This window comes from Stenotrophomonas sp. CFBP8994, assembly GCF_034044835.1.
GTDB classification, from domain to species: Bacteria; Pseudomonadota; Gammaproteobacteria; order Xanthomonadales; family Xanthomonadaceae; genus Stenotrophomonas; species Stenotrophomonas rhizophila_A.
Window position 1 is genome coordinate 371,952 of record NZ_JAXCWT010000005.1, and the last position, 17,509, is coordinate 389,460.

Genomic DNA, 17,509 nt, shown 5'->3' on the forward strand with positions numbered 1-17,509 from the left:
ACGCTAGCTGGAGATCGTCATGAGCGACCACGAGGTCCACCTGAAGAAGTTCCAGAAGGAGCTCAGTGCCGGCACCGTGTCGTTGGCCCTGCTGGCGGTGCTGGCCAAGGCCGGGGAGCCGCTGTACGGCTACCTGATCGCCAAGGAACTGGAACGGACCGGCGAGGGCGTGCTGAGCGGCAAGCAGAGCGCGCTGTACCCGGTGCTGCGCAACCTCGAAGGGGCCGGGCTGCTGGAAAGCCAGATCGAACCGTCGGTGGCCGGGCCACCGCGGCGCTATTACCGCATCAATGAACGCGGCCGCGAGGTGCTGGCGTTGTGGAGCCAGGCCTGGCGTGCCACCCGAGATTCCGTCGATTCCGTGCTGGAAGGGGTACTGCAATGAACGAACAGAACAGGGCGGGCGGGGGCCTGCCGACCACCATCGGGCAGTACCTGGCACAACTGCGCGCCGCGCTGCATGACGCCGATCCGGCGATGGTGCAGGACGCGCTGTACGACGCCGAGGAATACCTGCGTTCGGAGCTGGCCGCCCAGCCGGGCCGCAGCGAGGCGGAGGTGATCGCCGACGTCGCCGGCAGCTACGGTGCGCCGGAGGAAGTGGCCGAAATCTACCGCGAAACCGAAATCACCGTGAACCGCGCGCTGCGCACCCCGAGCGCCAGCGTGCGGCCGATCGCCCGGGTAGTGCCGGCGCAGGTGGCACCGGGTGTTGCCGCCCCAGCGGCCGCAGCCGGCGGCGATGCACCGCCGACCGACCGTGTTCCGCCGCCGCACCGCTCGGCACTGGCGCGCTTCTTCGGCGTGGCACTGGAACCGCGCACCTACGGCGCGCTGTTCTACATGCTGCTGTCGCTGGCCACCGGCATCTTCTTCTTCACCTGGGTAATCACCGGCCTGTCGATGTCGCTGGGCCTGATCGTGCTGATCATCGGCATTCCAATGACCGTGCTGTTCTTCGGTTCGGTGCGCGGCCTGGCGCTGCTGGAAGGGCGGCTGATCGAAGCACTGCTCGGCGAGCGGATGCCGCGTCGGCCGCGCTATGCCGACCGCAGCCGCAGCTGGCTGCAGCGTATCGGCGACATGTTCACCGATGGGCGTACCTGGCTGACGATGCTGTACTTCATGCTGATGCTGCCGCTGGGCATCATCTACTTCACCATCGCGGTCACGCTGCTGACAGTGGCGCTGGTCTTCATCTGGGCGCCGGTGGCCTCGATGTTCGCGCTGGGCGCCCCGAGCCTGTACTTCGAAAGCGAACTGGTCGTGCTGCCGCTGTGGGCCACCCCGGCGCTGGCGGTACTGGGTGTGGTGATCCTGTTCTGCACCATGCACCTGGCGCGCTTCATCGGCCACCTGCATGGCCAGATGGCGAAACACCTGCTGGTACGCCTCTAAGTCTACCGACGGCCGGCCAACGGCCGGCGCTACCGCCAGGCATCCGGAGCCCTTGGTTGATTTGACTACGATCCGGATGGACCCGTAGCAATTCGTAGGTCCGGCCGTTGGCCGGACACCGCGCGCAGCGCGGCGCAAGCATCCGAAGTTGTCGAGATCCGGCCACGGTGATCCGACCGGCGTTCAGCCCCAATCGAAACCACCCGTCAGACGTTCATGATCCGGATCGAAGCGCCGACAAACCGTCGGCGCAACCGGTCGTCAACCCGCCTTCTTGCGGATCGGGGTGACATTGCTGGCGGCCTTGGCCGCCTTCTTCGGCTTCGCCGCAGCCTGCGCGTTGGCGGCGAAGAAATCGCGCACCTTGGGGTACACGGTTTCGCGCCAGCGGCGGCCGCTGAAGATGCCGTAGTGGCCGGCGCCCTCGACCACGAAGTGCTCACGGCGCGCGGCCGGGATACCAGTGCACAGTTCCTGCGCCGCTTCGGTCTGGCCCAGGCCGGCGATGTCGTCCAGCTCGCCTTCGATGCTCAGCAGCGCGGTGCCGGTGATCGCACCGGGATCCACAAGCTCACCCTGCACATACCACTCGCCGCGCGGCAGCAGGAATTCCTGGAACACCACGCGGATGGTATCCAGGTAGTAGCGCGCCGGCATGTCCAGCACTGCGTTGTATTCGTCGTAGAAGCGGCGGTGCGCATCGGCATCTTCCATGTCGCCCTTGACCAGGTCGGCATAGAAATCCCAATGCGAACTGAAGTGCCGGCTCGGGTTCATCGACAGGAAACCGGCGTGCTGCAGGAAGCCCGGGTACACGCGGCGACCGGCGCCCGGATAACCCGGCGGCACGGTGTGGATCACGTTGTTCTCGAACCACGACAGCGGGTTCTGGGTGGCCAGGTTGTTCACCGCGGTCGGGCTGCAGCGCGCATCGATCGGGCCGCCCATCATCACCAGCGAACGCGGCGTGGTTTCGCCACGGCTGGCCATCAGCGAAACGGCGGCCAGCACCGGTACGGTCGGCTGGCACACGCTGACCACGTGCAGTTTCTCCGCACCGAGGTGGCGGATGAATTCCTGCACGTAGGCGATGTAATCGTCCAGGCTGAACTCGCCTTCGCTGCCGGGCACCATGCGCGCGTCGACCCAGTCGGTGACATACACGCGGTGGTCGCGCAGCAGGGTGCGCACGGTGTCGCGCAGCAACGTGGCGTGGTGGCCCGACAGCGGCGCCACCACCAGCACGAACGGCTGGTTGAGCATGGTGTTGAGCTGGTCGGCTTCGTTGCTGTGGCGCTTGAAGCGCAGCAGCTTGCAGAACGGCTTGACGACTTCTTCGTGCACCACGATCGGCACGCGCTCGCCGTCGACCTCGATTTCGTTGATGCCCCACTCGGGCTTCTCGTAATCCTTGCCGATGCGATGGAACAGCTCGTTCACCGCGGACAGGCGGTCGGCACCGGGCATCTGCGACCACCAGTGACCCTGGTTGGCGAAGAACTTGGCGTTGGCCTGGGCCTGGTGCACCCACGGGGCGAGCAGGTTGCGGGTCAATTCATGCAGCTGATAGAGCATGACGTCCGAATATGTATGGTCTTATGTTGCCGCGCAGCATACCTCACCCGGGTCGGGAACGCCTTAATAGGCGGATCCGTCGCAACCGGCCGTGAGATCAACGGCCACTGCGTTCCAGGGCGGCGGCGTGGCCCGCCAGTGCGGGCGACAGCCAGCAGTGCGAGCCGAGCGCGGTGAAGCCCTCGGCCGTCAGCTGGCGGCGGTACCAGGCCGCCGGGCGGGCCTGGAATCCTTCGTGGTCACCTTCAAACTCGTCCTCGGCGGTGAACGCCTCCAGGAACGCCACGCCACCGGTGAGCTCGGCGAAACCGGCCAGGGCCGGGCGCAGCTCGCGGGTGGGCACGTAGTGCATCACGTCCGAACAGACCAGCAGGTCCACCGGCGCGCAGGGGCGCAGCCAGGCGAAATCGCCAACCCGGGCCGGGTGCAGGTTGCGGCTGCGGCCGTAGCGCTGCACCGCATAGTCGCTGCTGTCGAAGCCCATGTACTGCACGCGCGGGCGCAGCTTGAGCAGCGGCGCGCGCCAGGCGCCTTCACCGGCGCCGATGTCCAGCACGCTGCGGATCGGGCGCTCCAGGTAGTACTCGGCACTGGCGACGGCCAGTGCGACCTTGCGCGCCAGGCGCGCCGCGCCGCCGGTCTGGTCGGGCTGGTACCAGCGCTGGAAGTAGGCCTGGTCGTAGGTCTTCTGCATGCGGGACAGGGATCGAGAACGGGGTGGGTGCACATGGTAGCCGAGCCCGCTGCGTCAATCCGCCGCGCATGCGCAGCCCGCGTGAATCGGCCAGAATGAACGACATCCCAAGCCAGCCGCCGGAGCAAGCGCATGCAGTCCTACTACTGGGTCAAGACCTTCCACCTGCTGTTCGTGGTGGCGTGGATGGCGGCGGTGTTCTACCTGCCGCGGATCCTGGTGAACCTGAGTGAGACCGCCGGGCAGCTGCCCGTCGTGGAGCGCCTGCAGCTGATGGGCCTGCGCCTGTACAAGTTCGGCCACATGATGTTCGGCTTCGCGCTGATCCTGGGGCTGGTGCTTTGGTTGGGCTACCGGGTGATTCCGGACTTCCCCACCATGGTCGCGCCAGGTGCGGCGGGCTGGCTGCACGCCAAACTGGGGCTGGTGGTGCTGCTGCTGGTGTACTACTCGTGGACCGGGCGGCTGCTGAAGGGCGCGGTGAAGGGCAAGGTGCTGCCGTCGTCGCGCGCGCTGCGCTGGTTCAATGAACTGCCGCTGGTGCTGTTCATCGGCGTGGTCTGGCTGGTGCTGGCCAAGCCGTTTTAAGGGATGGCTCACGACCAACGGTCGTGAGCTACCCGTGTGGCGCCATCTGCGGTAGGTCACGACCGTTGGTCGTGACCCACTGGTGCGTCGATCAGGCCGTTTCGTAGGCGCCGTAGCTGCGCAGGCGCTCGTAACGCTTCTGCAGCAGGTCTTCGGTGGACAGCTTCTCCAGCGCGTCCAGCTCGTTGAGCAGCACGGCCTTCAGGCGCTTGGCCATCTGGTTTGGATTGCGGTGCGCGCCGCCGGTCGGCTCGCGCACGACCTTGTCGACCAGGCCCAGGCTCTTCAGGCGCGGTGCGGTCAGGCCCAGCTGTTCGGCGGCATCCTTGGCCTTGCCCGCATCCTTCCACAGGATCGAGGCGCAGCCTTCCGGGCTGATGGTGGAATACACGCTGTATTCCAGCATCACGGTGCGGTCGCCCACGCCCAGCGCCAGCGCGCCGCCGGAGCCGCCTTCGCCGATCACGGTGCAGATCACCGGCACCTTCAGTTCGGCCATTTCCATCAGGTTGCGCGCGATCGCTTCGGACTGGCCGCGCGATTCGGCATCGATGCCCGGCCAGGCACCGGCGGTGTCGATCAGGGTCAGCACCGGCAGGCCGAAGCGCTCGGCCATCTTCATCAGGCGCAGCGCCTTGCGGTAGCCCTCCGGCTTGGGCATGCCGAAGTTGCGCTTGATCTTTTCCTTGGTGTCGCGGCCCTTCTGGTGGCCGATCAGCATCACCGAACGGCCGCCGATGCGGGCCAGGCCGCCCATGATGGCCTTGTCGTCGGCGAAGGCGCGGTCGCCGGCCAGTTCCTGGAACTCATCGCAGAAGATGCGGATGTAGTCGGCGGTGTAGGGGCGCGAAGGGTGGCGGGCCAGCTGCAGCACCTGCCACGAGGTCAGGTTGCGGAAGATCTGCGCGGTACGCAGCCGCAGCTTGTCCTGCAGGGTGCGCACTTCGGCCTCGACATTGACCGCCGGGCCGGCGCTTGCGCTGCGCAGCTCCTGGATCTTTGCCTCCAGATCAGCGATGGGTTGCTCGAAGTCGAGGTAGTTCGGATTCATCGGAAGCCGTCGTGAAGAAAAGAGGGAAAGTGTAGCCGAATGCGTCTAAATGCCCCGTACGCCGTCGTCTGGTCGGGGGCTAGTTCGCCCATGGCGGGCTGTACCGGACTTTCAGCGTCCGGACCGCCGGGTCGGCCCGCAGGGCTTCCACCAGCTGGCTGTCCACACGCACGGCGGTGTCGCCGGCCACGTCCAGCATGCCGGCTACCGGGCCCTGCTCGGTGCCCAGCAGCAGGTCCAGGCGCAGGGGGGTGCGGCCGGGCCGGTGGCGGTCGAGCAGGCCGTTCACCCGCGCCCACACCGGGTCGCCCTGGCGCAGGTCCAGGCGCAGCGACAGGCGGGTGGCGTAATTGGCGCAGATTTCCTCGAAGTCCCAGCATTGGCGGATGCGCAGGGCATAGCCGCCATTGAACTCGTCCTCGCGCAGGCCGCCCTTGACCACCAGGATGCGGTCCTTGGTCATCAGGTGGCCGAACTCGGCCAGGCCATCGGTGAACGCGCTGCATTCGACCCGGCCCTTGCCGTCTTCGAGCTGCATGAACACCTGGCTTTCGCCCTTGCGGCGCACACCGACCACCAGGCCGGCCAGGATCACCGGGGTTTCCTGGCGCCAGGCGCGCTTTTCGCCATCCTTGCTGGGCCGGGCAGGGGGAATCAGTTTTTCCAGCATGCCCAGGTCGGTGCCGACCAGTTCCTTGACGTCGTCGGCGTGCGGGTCGAACGGATGGCCACTGAGGTAGAACCCCAGCGTTTCGCGTTCGCCGTCCAGCAGCTGGCCCAGCCCCCATTCCTTGGCTTCAGGCAGGTCCAGCTGCAGCGCGGTGCTGACCGGGTCGGGCGCGCCGAACAGCGAGTTCTGGCCGGAGGCCTTCTCGCGCGACATCTGGTCGGTGGCCTTGAGCACTTCAGGCAGCTGCAGCATCAGCGAAGCGCGGTTCTTGCCGAGGCCATCGAGCGCGCCGCAGTTGATCATCGCTTCAAGCGTGCGCCGATTGAGCTTGCCCGATTCGATGCGCATGCAGAAATCCAGCAGCGAGGCGTAGCGGCCCTTGGCCAGGCGCTCGTCGACCACCGCTTCGCAGGCACCCTGGCCCACGCCCTTGATGGCGCCCAGGCCGTACTGGATGGTGTCGGCGCTGGAGGCTTCGAACATGTACGCCGATTCGTTCACGCGCGGCGGCAGCACGGTCAGGCCGAGGTTGCGCACTTCGGCCAGGAAGCCCACCACCTTGTCGGTGTTGTCCATGTCCGAGGACAGCGTGGCCGCCATGAACTCGGCCGGGTAATGACGCTTGAGCCAGGCGGTCTGGTAGCTGACCAGCGCGTAGGCGGCAGCGTGCGATTTGTTGAAGCCGTAGCCGGCGAACTTCTCCATCAGGTCGAAGATTTCGTCGGCCTTGGGGCCGTCCACGCCGCCCTTGGCCGCACCCTCGCGGAAGATCTCGCGGTGCTTGGCCATTTCGGCCGGCACCTTCTTGCCCATCGCGCGGCGCAGCAGGTCGGCGCCGCCGAGCGAGTAACCGCCGACGATCTGCGCCATCTGCATCACCTGCTCCTGGTACACCATGATGCCGTAGGTGTCTTTGAGGATCGCTTCGGTACGCGGATCGGGGTAGATGATTTCTTCCTGGCCGTGCTTACGCGCGTTGAAGGAGGGAATCAGGTCCATCGGGCCGGGGCGGTACAGCGACACCAGCGCGATGAGGTCTTCGAAGCGGTCGGGGCGCGCGTCCTTCAGCAGGCGGCGCATGCCCGAGGATTCGAACTGGAACACCGCGCCGGTGTTGCCGTTGGCGAAGATGTCCTTGTAGGTGGGCGCATCGTCGAGCGGCAGCGCGGTGATGTCGATCGGCGGAATGCCGGCGCGGGCATGGCGCTTGTTGATCGCCTTGACCGCCCAGTCGATGATCGTCAGCGTGCGCAGGCCGAGGAAGTCGAACTTCACCAGGCCGATTTCTTCGACGTCATTCTTGTCGAACTGGGTGACCGGGTTGCGGCCACGGCCGCCTTCATCGTGTTCGGCGAACAGCGGGCAGAATTCGGCCAGCGGTTCGGGCGCGATCACCACGCCACCGGCATGCTTGCCGGCATTGCGGGTAAGGTCTTCGAGCTGGCGCGCCAGGTCGATCAGGTCGCGCACGTCGTCTTCGTTCTGGTAGCGCTGGATCAGCTCCGGCGATGCCATTTCCGAATCCTTGCCTTCGCCCATCGCATCCTTGAGCGAAATGCCCAGGATGTTGGGAATCAGCTTGGACACCCCGTCGACCAGGCCATACGGGAAACCGAGCACGCGCCCGGAATCGCGCACCACGGCCTTGGCGGCCATGGTGCCGTAGGTGATGATCTGGCTGACGCGTTCGCGGCCGTACTTGCGCGCGACGTAGTCGATGACTTCGTCGCGGCGGTCCATGCAGAAGTCGATGTCGAAGTCGGGCATCGACACGCGTTCGGGATTGAGGAACCGCTCGAACAGCAGGTTGTACGGAATCGGATCCAGATCGGTGATCTGCAGTGCCCAGGCCACCAGCGAACCGGCACCGGAACCACGGCCGGGGCCGATCGGAATACCCTGGTTCTTACCCCACTGGATGAAGTCGGCCACGATCAGGAAGTAGCCGGGGAACCCCATCTTGATGATGGTGGCCAGCTCGAATTCCAGCCGCTCGAAATAGTCCTCGCGGGTTTTGCCTTCGGCCAGCGGATTCTTTTCCAGGCGGGCTTCCAGGCCCTTGCGCGATTCGCTGCAGATCCAGCTGTCCAGCGTTTCGTTTTCCGGCACCGGGTAGTTGGGCAGGAAGTAGGTACCCAGCCGCATTTCGATGTTGCAGCGTTCGGCCAGCGCCAGCGTGTTGTCGATCGCATCGGGGATGTCGGCGAACAGCGCGCACATCTCTTCGGGCGATTTGAGGTACTGCTGGTCGCTGTAGTCGCGCGGGCGTTTGGGATCGTCCAGCACGCGGCCGGAGGAAATGCATACGCGGGCTTCATGCGCGCTGAAATCGTCAGGGCGCAGGAAGCGCACGTCGTTGCTGGCCACCACGGGCAGGCCACGCTGGCCGGCGGCCACCAGGGCAAACTGGTTGAAGGCTTCTTCGCCTTCGCGACCGGTACGGGTCAGCTCCAGATGCAGGCCATCGCCGAACACCCGCTGCCAGTCGGCGAGCTGCTGCTCGGCCAGGTCATGCCGGCCTTCGCCGGCCAGACGCCCGGCCAGGCTGTCGCGGCCAGCCAGGGCAAACAGGTTGTGGCAACCGCCCTTGAGCCAGTCGGGGTGCACCGCCACGCCGCCTTCCGGGCGGTGGCCTTCCATCCAGGCACGCGTGAGCAGGCGCGACAGGCTGAGATAGCCTTCGCGGTCGCGGCAGAGCAGGGTCATGCGCCAGGGGGTCATGCCCTCTTCGGCGATCATGATGTCGGCACCGGCGATCGGCTTGATGCCGACCGTTTCAGCGGCCTTGTAGAACTTGACCAGCGCGAACAGGTTGTTCAGGTCGGTCACTGCCAACGCGGGCAGGTTCAGTTCGACGGCGCGGCTGAGCAGGTTGGCCTGCTTGGCCTTTTTCGGGTCAGCCTGATCCGGTTTCGCCGGGACACGGATGGTCGAATCCGCCAGCGAAAACTCGGTGTGGACGTGCAGATGTACGAAACGGGAAGTGGACATGCCGGGCCAATGTAATGCCCGGTCAGGGTAGCCGCGCGGGGCAGCCCGAACAAGGCTTGACAGGGCGTTGGGTTAAGGCGGAAGCCGCCCCCAACGGAAGGTCGGCTCGCACGGAAGAGCAGGAGCAAAGGCCGGGCTTTTGATCTCCGTTGGGCACCAGCCAACTGTCAAAGGGCGGCGGCGGTGGGTTTGCGGGGGTGTGAGCCGCATGGATGCGGCGACCAAGCCCCCATGGATGGGTTCACGGCGTCCCCCGCAAACCCACCGACGCCGCCCAAGCCAGACGAACCCCGACGTGCCGCTTTGGCTTTGGCTTTGGCTTTGGCTGTTGCGTCAGACAGCAGCAACCAACGCGCTGTCCAGGCAATCACGCACGGGCGCGAAGCTGCGGCGGTGGTGGGGGCAGGGGCCGTGGGAGCGCAGGGCTGCCAGGTGGGCCGGGGTGCCGTAGCCCTTGTGCTGGTCGAAGCCGTATTCGGGGTGCTGCTCGTGCAGCTGAAGCATGTAGCGGTCGCGGCTGACCTTGGCCAGGATCGAGGCCGCCATGATCGCGCGGTCGAGCGCGTCGCCACCGACCAGCGCCTGCGCGGGGCAGGGCAGGCCCTTGGGCACCACGTTGCCGTCGATGCGCGCGAACTGCGCCACGTGCGCGACCGCCTCGACCGCCCGGCGCATGCCCAGCATCGTGGCCTGGTAGATGTTCAGCGTGTCGATCTCCGTCACGTCCACCATCACCACGTGGAAGGCCAGCGCACGCTGCTGGATCCTGTCGAACAGCTGGTCGCGGCGGATCGCCGTGAGCTGCTTGGAATCGTCCAGCCCGTTCAGACGTGGGCGGTCCGGGCAGAACACCACCGCCGCTACCGCCACCGGCCCGGCCAGCGGCCCGCGACCGGCTTCGTCCACCCCCGCCACATAGCGCGGCGCGACCGTCGCCAGCGCCGCCCCGTCGAACAGCGCCAGCGAGGCCGCCGCAGCGTGGCGACGGCTCATGCCGGCGCGTTCCCGCGTGGCTTGCGTGCCAGCAGTTCCGCCACCGCGTCGGCCGCGCGCGCCGACGCGTCCTGGCGCAACTGCAGGTGCAGCTTTTCGTACGTGTCCTGGATCTCGATGGCGCGTTGCGGCTGATCGAACCACTGCATGATCGCCTCGGCCAGCTTGTCCGGCACGCAGTCGTGCTGGATCAGCTCCGGTGCCAGGTCCTTGCCGGCCAGGATGTTCGGCAGCGCGAAGCGGTCTACCTTGATCAGGCCGAGCGCCTTCACGATCCGGTAGGTCAGCTCCGCCACGCGGTAACCCACTACCATCGGCCGCTTCACCAGCATCGTCTCCAGCGTGGCCGTGCCCGAGGCGAGTACCACCACGTCGGCGGCGATCATCGCCGTGCGTGCCTGGCCGTCCAGCAGGTGCGAGTAGGCCACCGGCAGCGCCGAGCGCGACAGCTGCTCCTGGATCAGTGCCCGGCAGGCCGGGTTGGCTGCCGGCACCACCACGTGCAGGCCCGGAATGCGTTCGGATACCTGCCAGGCCGCTTCGAAGAACGCGCCGCCCAGCTTGCTGATCTCGCCCAGCCGGCTGCCCGGCAGCACAGCCAGCACCTTGGCGTTGACCGGCAGGCCCAAGGCCACGCGGGCCGCTTCGCGGTCGCTGTGCAGCGGGATGTCATCGGCCATCGGGTGGCCGACGAAGCGCGCGTCGATGCCATGGCGGGCATAGATGGGCGGTTCCATCGGGAACAGGCACAGCACCAGGTCGGCGCTGGCGCCGATCTTCTCCGCCCGCTTCTCGCGCCACGCCCAGACCGACGGGCTGACGTAGTGCACCGTGGTGATGCCGCGCTCTTTCAGCCAGCGCTCCACGCCCAGGTTGAAGTCCGGGGCGTCGATGCCGATGAACACGTCCGGCTGCCACTCCAGCACCCGCGCACGAAACTCACTGCGCAGCTTCAGCAGGCGCGGCAGGTGGCGCAGGATTTCGGTCAGGCCCATCACCGCCAGCTCGCTGGCATCGAACCAGGTCAGGCAGCCGGCGCTGCGCATCGCATCGCCGCCAATTCCGGCGAACTCGGCGTCCGGGAACCGCTGCTGCAGTTCGCGCACCAGGCCGGCGCCAAGCAGGTCGCCGGAGGCTTCACCGGCAACCAGCGCAATCCGCAGCGGTCGCGAAGAGCCGGGCGCTGTCATCGCAGCAGGGGCCTCTCGGCGTGCTCGATGAAGTCCAGCATGTCCTTGACGTCGGCGCTGTGCGCGGCCTGTTCGGCCAGCTGCACCTTGGCTTCGGCCAGCGGCAGGCCGGCCACGTACAACGTGCGGTAGGCGCGCTTGATGCTGGCGATGCGCTCGGCATCGAAGCCGCGGCGCTTGAGGCCTTCGCTGTTGATGCCGCGCGGGCGGCCCAGCGAATCGCTGCCGACCATGGTGAACGGTGGCACGTCGCCATTGGTCAGTGCACCCATGCCCAGGAAGGCGTGCGCACCGATCCGGCAGAACTGGTGGGCCCCGGCGAAACCGCTGATGATCACGTAGTCGCCCACGGTCACGTGGCCGGCCAGGGTGGTGTTGTTGGAGAACACGCACTGGTTGCCGACGTGGCAGTCGTGCGCCACGTGCGTGTAGGCCAGCATCCAGTTGCCGTTGCCGATGGTGGTGACGCCACCGCCGCCGCCGGTACCGCGGTTGAGGGTGACGAACTCGCGGAATACGTTGTCATCGCCGATCACCAGTTCGGTGCGCTCGCCGGCGTACTTCTTGTCCTGCGGTTCGCCGCCCACGGCAACGTGGCCGATGAAACGGTTGTTGCGGCCGATCCGGGTCGGGCCGTGGATCGAGCAGTGCGGGCCGACTTCGGTGCCTTCGCCGATCTCGACATCGGCACCGATCAGGCAGAACGCACCGATACGTACATCCGCCGCCAGTTTCGCCGACGGGTCGATGACCGCGGTGGGGTGGATGAGCGGCCCGTTCATTCGCGGGTGCCGGCGCAGAGTACTTCGGCGCAGGCGACGATCTCGCCGTCGACCTTGGCCACGCAGTCGTACACCGCCATGTTGCGGATCACGCGCTTGATCTCGACATGCATTTCCAGCACGTCGCCGGGCACCACCTGCTTGCTGAAGCGGGCCTTGTCCACCTTGACCATGTAGAAGAGCTTGGACTGCGCATCGCGGCCCAGGGTGAGCTGGGTCAGCACGCCGCCGGCCTGGGCCATGGCTTCGATGATCAGCACGCCGGGCATGATCGGCTGGCTGGGGAAGTGGCCCTGGAAGAACGGTTCGTTGATGCTGACGTTCTTGGTGGCAACGATGGTGCGCTTCTCGTAATCGATCGCGACGACCTTGTCGACCAGCAGGAAGGGATAGCGGTGCGGGATCAACGCCTGGATTTCGGTGATGTCCGGCAGCTTCTGTGGGTGGCTCATTCCTTCTCCTTGCTTACAGACAGGATGCGACGGGCCAGTGCATCGAGCTGCTTGAAGCGCGCGGCGTTCTTGCGCCACGTGCGATTGTCGGTCAACGGGGTCCCGGACGAGTATTCGCCCGGTTCGGTAATGGAGTTGCGCACCACGGACTTGCCGGTGATCACCACCTTGTCGCAGATCTCGAGGTGGCCGACGACGCCGACGGCGCCGCCGAGCAGGCAGTAACGGCCGATCTTGGCGCTGCCGGCAATGCCGGTGCAGCCGGCGATGGCCGAGTGGGCGCCGATCTGGACGTTGTGGGCGATCTGGACGAGGTTGTCCAGGCGCACGTCGTTGTCGAGCACGGTATCTTCGAGGGCGCCGCGGTCGACGCAGGTATTGGCGCCGATCTCGCAGTCGTCGCCGATGCGCACGCCACCCAGCTGGGGCACTTTGATCCAGCTGCCGGCGTCCATCGCCAGGCCGAAGCCATCGGCGCCGAGCACGGCACCGGGATGGATGCGCACGCGCTTGCCGATGCGGACGCGGGTGACCAGGGTGACGCGGGCGATCAGTTCGCAGCCGCTGTCCAGGCTGCAGTCTTCGCCGATGATGCTGCCGGCGCCGATGATGCAGTTCTCGCCGATCACGCTGCGCGCGCCGATGGTGACGAACGGGCCGATGTGGGCGCTGGCGGCGACCTGGGCCTCGGGATCGATGACGGCGCTGGGGTGGATGCCCGGCGGCCGGGTCGGGGCGATGTCGAACAGCGCGCCGATCTTGGCGAAGGTGGTGTAGGGATCCTTGGCGATCAGCGCGGTACCGGGCGCGGCTTCGGCATCGTCGGCGCGCAGCACCACGATCCCGGCCTGGCTGTCGGCCAGCTGGGCGCGGTAGCGCGGGTTGGCCAGGAAGGTCAGCTGGCCGGGGCCGGCATGGGCAAGCGTGGCCACGCCACGGATGGCGGTGCTGCCATCACCATGGACCTGCAGGCCAAACTGCTCGGCGAGTTGCTGGGCGGTATAGGTAGGAGTGTTCACGCCGGGAGTTTACCGTGTGGCGTGACTTCGGTCATGTTCGGGGGTGTTCATTGGGCGGCGCCCTGATGGCGGTTGGATTCAGGCGAACAGCCTGTGGGCTGCCGGGTTCGCGCGCAGGGCCGGCGGGTGCGGGGGTACGGGGGGCGCCGTGAACCCCGTACCCCCGCACCCGCCGGCCCTCCGACGGTTGGCCGGTGGCCAAGGGTGATCAAGAGCGCGCCAACCTCACAAACAAAAACGCCGGGCTGGGCCCGGCGTTTTTGTGTGCGATCGGTGGGTTTAGAACTGGCCACCGAACGTGAACTGCAGGCGTTCGATTTCGTCGCCGTCTTCCTTCTTGAGCGGGAAGGCGTAGCTGATCGAGATCGGGCCGACCGGGGCGCGCCACAGCAGGGCGACACCGGCCGAGGCACGCAGTTCGTTGGCCTTGAAGTTGTCCACTCCGTTGTACACGTTGCCGACGTCGAAGAACGCCGAGACGCGGGCCGACGGGCTGTCGAACAGGCGCGGGAAGTAGGCTTCGACCGAACCCACGGTTTTCAGCGAACCACCCAGCGGCTGGCCACGGTTGTACGAAGCGGTCGGCTCCGAGCGCGGGCCAAGCGTGTTGTCTTCGAAACCGCGCACCGAGTTGGTACCGCCGGCGTAGAAGTTTTCGAAGAACGGCAGGCCCGACGCGGTCACGGTGCGGGTGGTGCCATCCGGGTTGGTGATCACGCGGGTGACATCGTTGCCGTAGGAGTCGCCGTAGCCGACCTCGGCGCGGGTATTGATGACCAGCGACGGGATGATCGGCCAGTACTTGGAGACCTGGTAGTTCAGCTTGTAGTACTCGACCGTCGAACCCGGCAGGGTCGTTTCCAGGCCCACGCGCTGGTACATGCCGCGGGTGGGCATGAAGTAATCGTTGCGGGTGTCGCGCGCCCAGCCCAGCTCCGTGCGCCAGGAGTGGAACGTGCGCTGGCCGATGGCATCGATGTAATCGATGATCGCCTGCGGCGTCGCACCCTGGTAGGTGGTGATCTGGTTGCTGTCGATGCCCACCATCAGCGAGACGGTGTCGTTCTCGGTGATCGGCACGCCGAACACCACCTGCGCCGCACCGTTGGTGCTGTTGTACTGCGCGGTGTTGAAGTCGGAGTAATCCAGCTCGCGCCAGGACAGGTTGTAGCCCAGCGACACGCCGTCGTCGGTGAAGTACGGGTTGGTGTAGGAGAAGCCGTAACGCTGCAGGTAGCTGCTGCGCGACGCTTCGACCGACACGCGGTTGCCGCCGCCCAGGAAGTTGTTCTGCGACAGCTGCACCGAGGTGGTCATGCCGTAGGACTGCGAATAGCCCAGGCCGAACACGAAGCTGCCCGAGGTGGTTTCCTTGACGTTGTAGACCACGTCGACCTGGTCGTTGCTGCCGGTGACCGGCGGCGTTTCGACATCCACCGATTCGAAGTAGCCCAGGCGCTGCAGGCGGATCTTGGAGCGGTCGATCGCGGCCTGCGAGTACCAGCTGTTCTCGAACTGGCGCATTTCACGACGCAGCACTTCATCGGAGGTGCGGGTGTTGCCCTTGAACACGATGCGGCGCACGCCCACGCGGGGGCCCGGCACGACCTGCATGTTGATCGCCACGGTGCGTTCGGCGCGGTTGCTGGTCGGGATCGGGTTCACCTTGGCGAACGCGTAACCGATGTTGGACAGTGAATTGGTGATGGCGTCCGAGCTGAATTCCAGCAGGGCGCGCGAGAACGTATCGCCGGACTTCTGGATCAGCATGCGCTCCACGTCTTCCTGCGGAAGGATGGTGTCGCCGGTGACCTTGATCTCGGAGATCTTGTACTGCTCACCTTCGGTCACGCCGGCGGTGATGAACATGTCGCGCTTGTCGGGGCTGATCGAGACCTGGGTGGAATCGATGCTGAAGTCCACGTAGCCGCGGTCCAGGTACCAGGCATTGAGCTTTTCCAGGTCGCCGGACAGCTTTTCCTTGGAGTACTGGTCGTCGCGGCGGTACCACGATGCCCAGTTGTGCTCCTTGGATTCCCAGGTTTCCAGGATGTCCTTGGACTCGAACTTCTCGGTGCCGACCAGGTTCACGTGCTGGATCTTGGCGGCCTTGCCTTCCTTGATCGCAATGGTGATGTCCACGCGGTTGCGGTCAAGCGGGCTGACGGTCGGGGTGATCTCGACGTTGTATTTGCCACGGTCGTTGTACTGGCGGCGCAGTTCCTGGGTCACCCGGTCCAGGCTCAGGCGATCGAACGTGCCGCCTTCGCTCAGGCCGATGTCGCTCAGGCCCTTGAGCAGCTGGTCGCTCTTGATGTCCTTGTTGCCGGTGACGGTCAGCTTGTTGATCGCCGGGCGTTCCTTGACCGTGACCACCAGGATGTCGCCCTGCCGCTCAAGCTGGACGTCCTCGAAGAAGCCGGTCTTGTACAGGGCACGGATCGACTCGCCGACCTTGTTGTCGGTCAGGGTCTCGCCACGTTCCACCGGCAGGTAGGTGAACACGGTACCGGAGGTGATGCGCTGCAGACCATCGACACGGATGTCGCTGACGGTGAAGGGCTCGGCTGCCTGGGCCAGGGCGGGCGCGCCGAAACCGGCGGCGAGTGCGAGGGCAAGCAGGCGGCGATTGGGGAGTCGCGTCATGTCACGTCCGGTTGGAGTCGAATACGATGTTGCGGGATGCCGGCGCATAAGACGACGACAAAAGGGTAAAAGTTCATCGCGGGAACAGACCGAGGATGTCGTTGTAGAACGCCAGTCCCATCAGTCCGGCCAGCATGGCCAGGCCGATGTACTGGCCCGCCGCCATGGCACGCTCGCTGAGCGGGCTGCCCTTGACCAACTCGATAAGGTAATACAGCAGGTGCCCGCCGTCCAAGATGGGGATGGGCAACAGGTTGATGATGCACAGGCTGAGCGAGAGTACGGCCAGGAACCAGAGGAACCAATCAAGGCCGCGCTGGGCGGTCTGGTTGGCTACCCGGGCGATGGTGACCGGGCCGGAAACGTTCTGCAGCGAGGCGTTGCCGGTCACGATGCGGCGCATCATGCCGAGCGAATCGCCCGCCGCGCGCGCGGTTTCGCGCAGCGCCGCCGGGATGGCCGCCAGCGGGCCGTACTGCAGGGTGGTGTCATAGGCCGGTGCGCTGGCCTGCGGGAAGCCGATGCCGATCTGCCACGTGGGCTGGCCGCGGCCGTCCTTGCCCTGGCGCGGGGTGACTTCCAGCGCCAGCCGGTCGCCGTTGCGCAGCACCTCGATCATGCCCGGGCCGCCGCGCTTGCCCAGCGCGAGGATGGCCGGGGAGACCTGGTCGGCCGCATCGATGCGCTGGCCATCCACGGCTACCACCATGTCGCCCGGCAACAGCACGCCCTGGGCGGCGGAATCGGGCAGTACCTGTTCGACCAGTGCCGGCTGCAGGTGGAACTGCCAGGTCAGGCCGGCCAGCGAGGCCACCCAGCGCTCATCGAAGCCGGCCGGCAGCTGCGACAGCGGCAGGGTGCGGGTGCGCACCTGCTCCTGCGCATCGACCACCTCCACCTTCGCATCGTGGCGGTCCATGGCGGCCGTGGTCAGGGCCATGGCGGCCTGGCCCGCGGTGACCACGCTGCGGTCATCCACGCTCAGCACGCGGTCACCGGCCTGCAGCCCGGCCACCTGGGCCATGCACGTGGTGCGGCCGATGGTGGCCGAATAATCCTGCTTGCCCAGTACGAACATGGCCCATAGCAGGGCCACGCACAGCACCAGGTTGGCGATCGGGCCTGCCGCCACGATCGCGATGCGCTGCCAGACGCTCTTGTGGTTGAAGGCCAGGCCGCGTTCGGCCGGGTGTACCTCGACCTCGCGCTCGTCGAGCATCTTCACATAGCCGCCCAGTGGGATGGCGGCGATGGCGAATTCGGTGCCGTTGCGGTTGCGGCGCATCCACAGCGGTTTGCCGAAGCCGACCGAGAAGCGCAGCACCTTCACGCCACAGCGCCGCGCGACCCAGTAGTGACCGAACTCATGGAACGTCACCAGCAGGCCAAGGCTGACGATCATCCACCAGACGGAGCCGATGAATTCACCCATGGTGGACGTCGCGGGAAAGGAGCGGGAA

At 66.4% G+C, this 17,509-nt stretch carries 13 protein-coding genes and 2 pseudogenes; 4 read left to right on the plus strand and 11 right to left on the minus strand.

Going from position 1 to position 17,509, the window contains the following annotated elements; all coding sequences use genetic code 11:
- Positions 1–19 precede the first annotated feature (19 nt).
- From SOM39_RS15980 to SOM39_RS19300, 3 genes and pseudogenes are all read left to right on the plus strand, one after another.
- The gene (locus tag SOM39_RS15980; RefSeq protein WP_068850434.1) at positions 20–385 is read left to right on the plus strand and encodes a PadR family transcriptional regulator; all 366 of its coding nucleotides are present in this window, start codon (positions 20–22) and stop codon (positions 383–385) included.
- Positions 382–597, plus strand: a pseudogene (locus tag SOM39_RS19295) (HAAS signaling domain-containing protein); the annotation flags it as partial. The gene SOM39_RS15980 and the pseudogene SOM39_RS19295, both read left to right, overlap by 4 nt.
- A 192-nt stretch (positions 598–789) precedes the next feature.
- A pseudogene (locus tag SOM39_RS19300) lies at positions 790–1,398 on the plus strand (sensor domain-containing protein); the annotation flags it as partial.
- Positions 1,399–1,659: 261 nt separating this feature from the next.
- On the opposite strand, the gene SOM39_RS15990 reads toward SOM39_RS19300, so the two are convergent.
- Together SOM39_RS15990 and SOM39_RS15995 are read right to left on the minus strand one after the other, a co-directional pair.
- Entirely contained in the window at positions 1,660–2,973 is a 1,314-nt protein-coding gene (locus tag SOM39_RS15990; RefSeq protein ID WP_068850440.1) for a polyhydroxyalkanoate depolymerase, read from the minus strand.
- Between the two features lie 97 nt (positions 2,974–3,070).
- Positions 3,071–3,667 carry a class I SAM-dependent DNA methyltransferase gene (locus SOM39_RS15995; RefSeq protein ID WP_068850442.1) on the minus strand — a complete coding sequence of 199 codons (597 nt, stop codon included), beginning with the start codon at positions 3,665–3,667 and terminating at the stop codon, positions 3,071–3,073.
- A 132-nt stretch (positions 3,668–3,799) separates the two neighbouring features.
- On the opposite strand from SOM39_RS15995, the gene SOM39_RS16000 reads away from it, so the two are divergent.
- Positions 3,800–4,255, plus strand: a complete 456-nt coding sequence (locus SOM39_RS16000) for a CopD family protein (protein ID WP_093533162.1) — start codon at positions 3,800–3,802, stop codon at positions 4,253–4,255.
- A gap of 91 nt (positions 4,256–4,346) precedes the next feature.
- Here SOM39_RS16000 and SOM39_RS16005 read toward each other — a convergent pair whose 3' ends face one another.
- From SOM39_RS16005 to rseP, 9 genes are all read right to left on the minus strand, one after another.
- Entirely contained in the window at positions 4,347–5,306 is a 960-nt protein-coding gene (locus SOM39_RS16005) for an acetyl-CoA carboxylase carboxyltransferase subunit alpha (protein WP_068850446.1), read from the minus strand.
- A 79-nt stretch (positions 5,307–5,385) separates the two neighbouring features.
- Entirely contained in the window at positions 5,386–8,967 is a 3,582-nt protein-coding gene (gene dnaE, locus SOM39_RS16010) for a DNA polymerase III subunit alpha (protein WP_320458891.1), read from the minus strand.
- A gap of 333 nt (positions 8,968–9,300) precedes the next feature.
- Positions 9,301–9,960, minus strand: coding sequence for a ribonuclease HII (locus tag SOM39_RS16015; protein WP_320458892.1), 660 nt, complete (start codon positions 9,958–9,960; stop codon positions 9,301–9,303).
- Complete coding sequence (lpxB, locus tag SOM39_RS16020; RefSeq protein WP_068850454.1) at positions 9,957–11,150, minus strand: lipid-A-disaccharide synthase; 1,194 nt, start codon at positions 11,148–11,150, stop codon at positions 9,957–9,959. Before lpxB ends, SOM39_RS16015 begins: the two co-directional genes overlap by 4 nt.
- A complete protein-coding gene (lpxA, locus tag SOM39_RS16025; protein WP_068850457.1) occupies positions 11,147–11,932 on the minus strand; it encodes an acyl-ACP--UDP-N-acetylglucosamine O-acyltransferase in 786 nt (261 codons plus the stop codon). Before lpxA ends, lpxB begins: the two co-directional genes overlap by 4 nt.
- The gene (fabZ, locus tag SOM39_RS16030; protein WP_093533165.1) at positions 11,929–12,384 is read right to left on the minus strand and encodes a 3-hydroxyacyl-ACP dehydratase FabZ; all 456 of its coding nucleotides are present in this window, start codon (positions 12,382–12,384) and stop codon (positions 11,929–11,931) included. The genes lpxA and fabZ overlap by 4 nt, the downstream gene beginning before the upstream one ends.
- A complete protein-coding gene (gene lpxD, locus SOM39_RS16035) occupies positions 12,381–13,403 on the minus strand; it encodes a UDP-3-O-(3-hydroxymyristoyl)glucosamine N-acyltransferase (protein ID WP_068850463.1) in 1,023 nt (340 codons plus the stop codon). The genes fabZ and lpxD overlap by 4 nt, the downstream gene beginning before the upstream one ends.
- Before the next feature lie 279 nt (positions 13,404–13,682).
- A complete protein-coding gene (gene bamA, locus SOM39_RS16040) occupies positions 13,683–16,049 on the minus strand; it encodes an outer membrane protein assembly factor BamA (RefSeq protein ID WP_068850466.1) in 2,367 nt (788 codons plus the stop codon).
- A 73-nt stretch (positions 16,050–16,122) separates the two neighbouring features.
- Positions 16,123–17,481: an RIP metalloprotease RseP gene (gene rseP / locus SOM39_RS16045; protein WP_320458893.1), complete on the minus strand. Its 1,359-nt coding sequence runs from the start codon at positions 17,479–17,481 to the stop codon at positions 16,123–16,125.
- Positions 17,482–17,509: the final 28 nt, after the last annotated feature.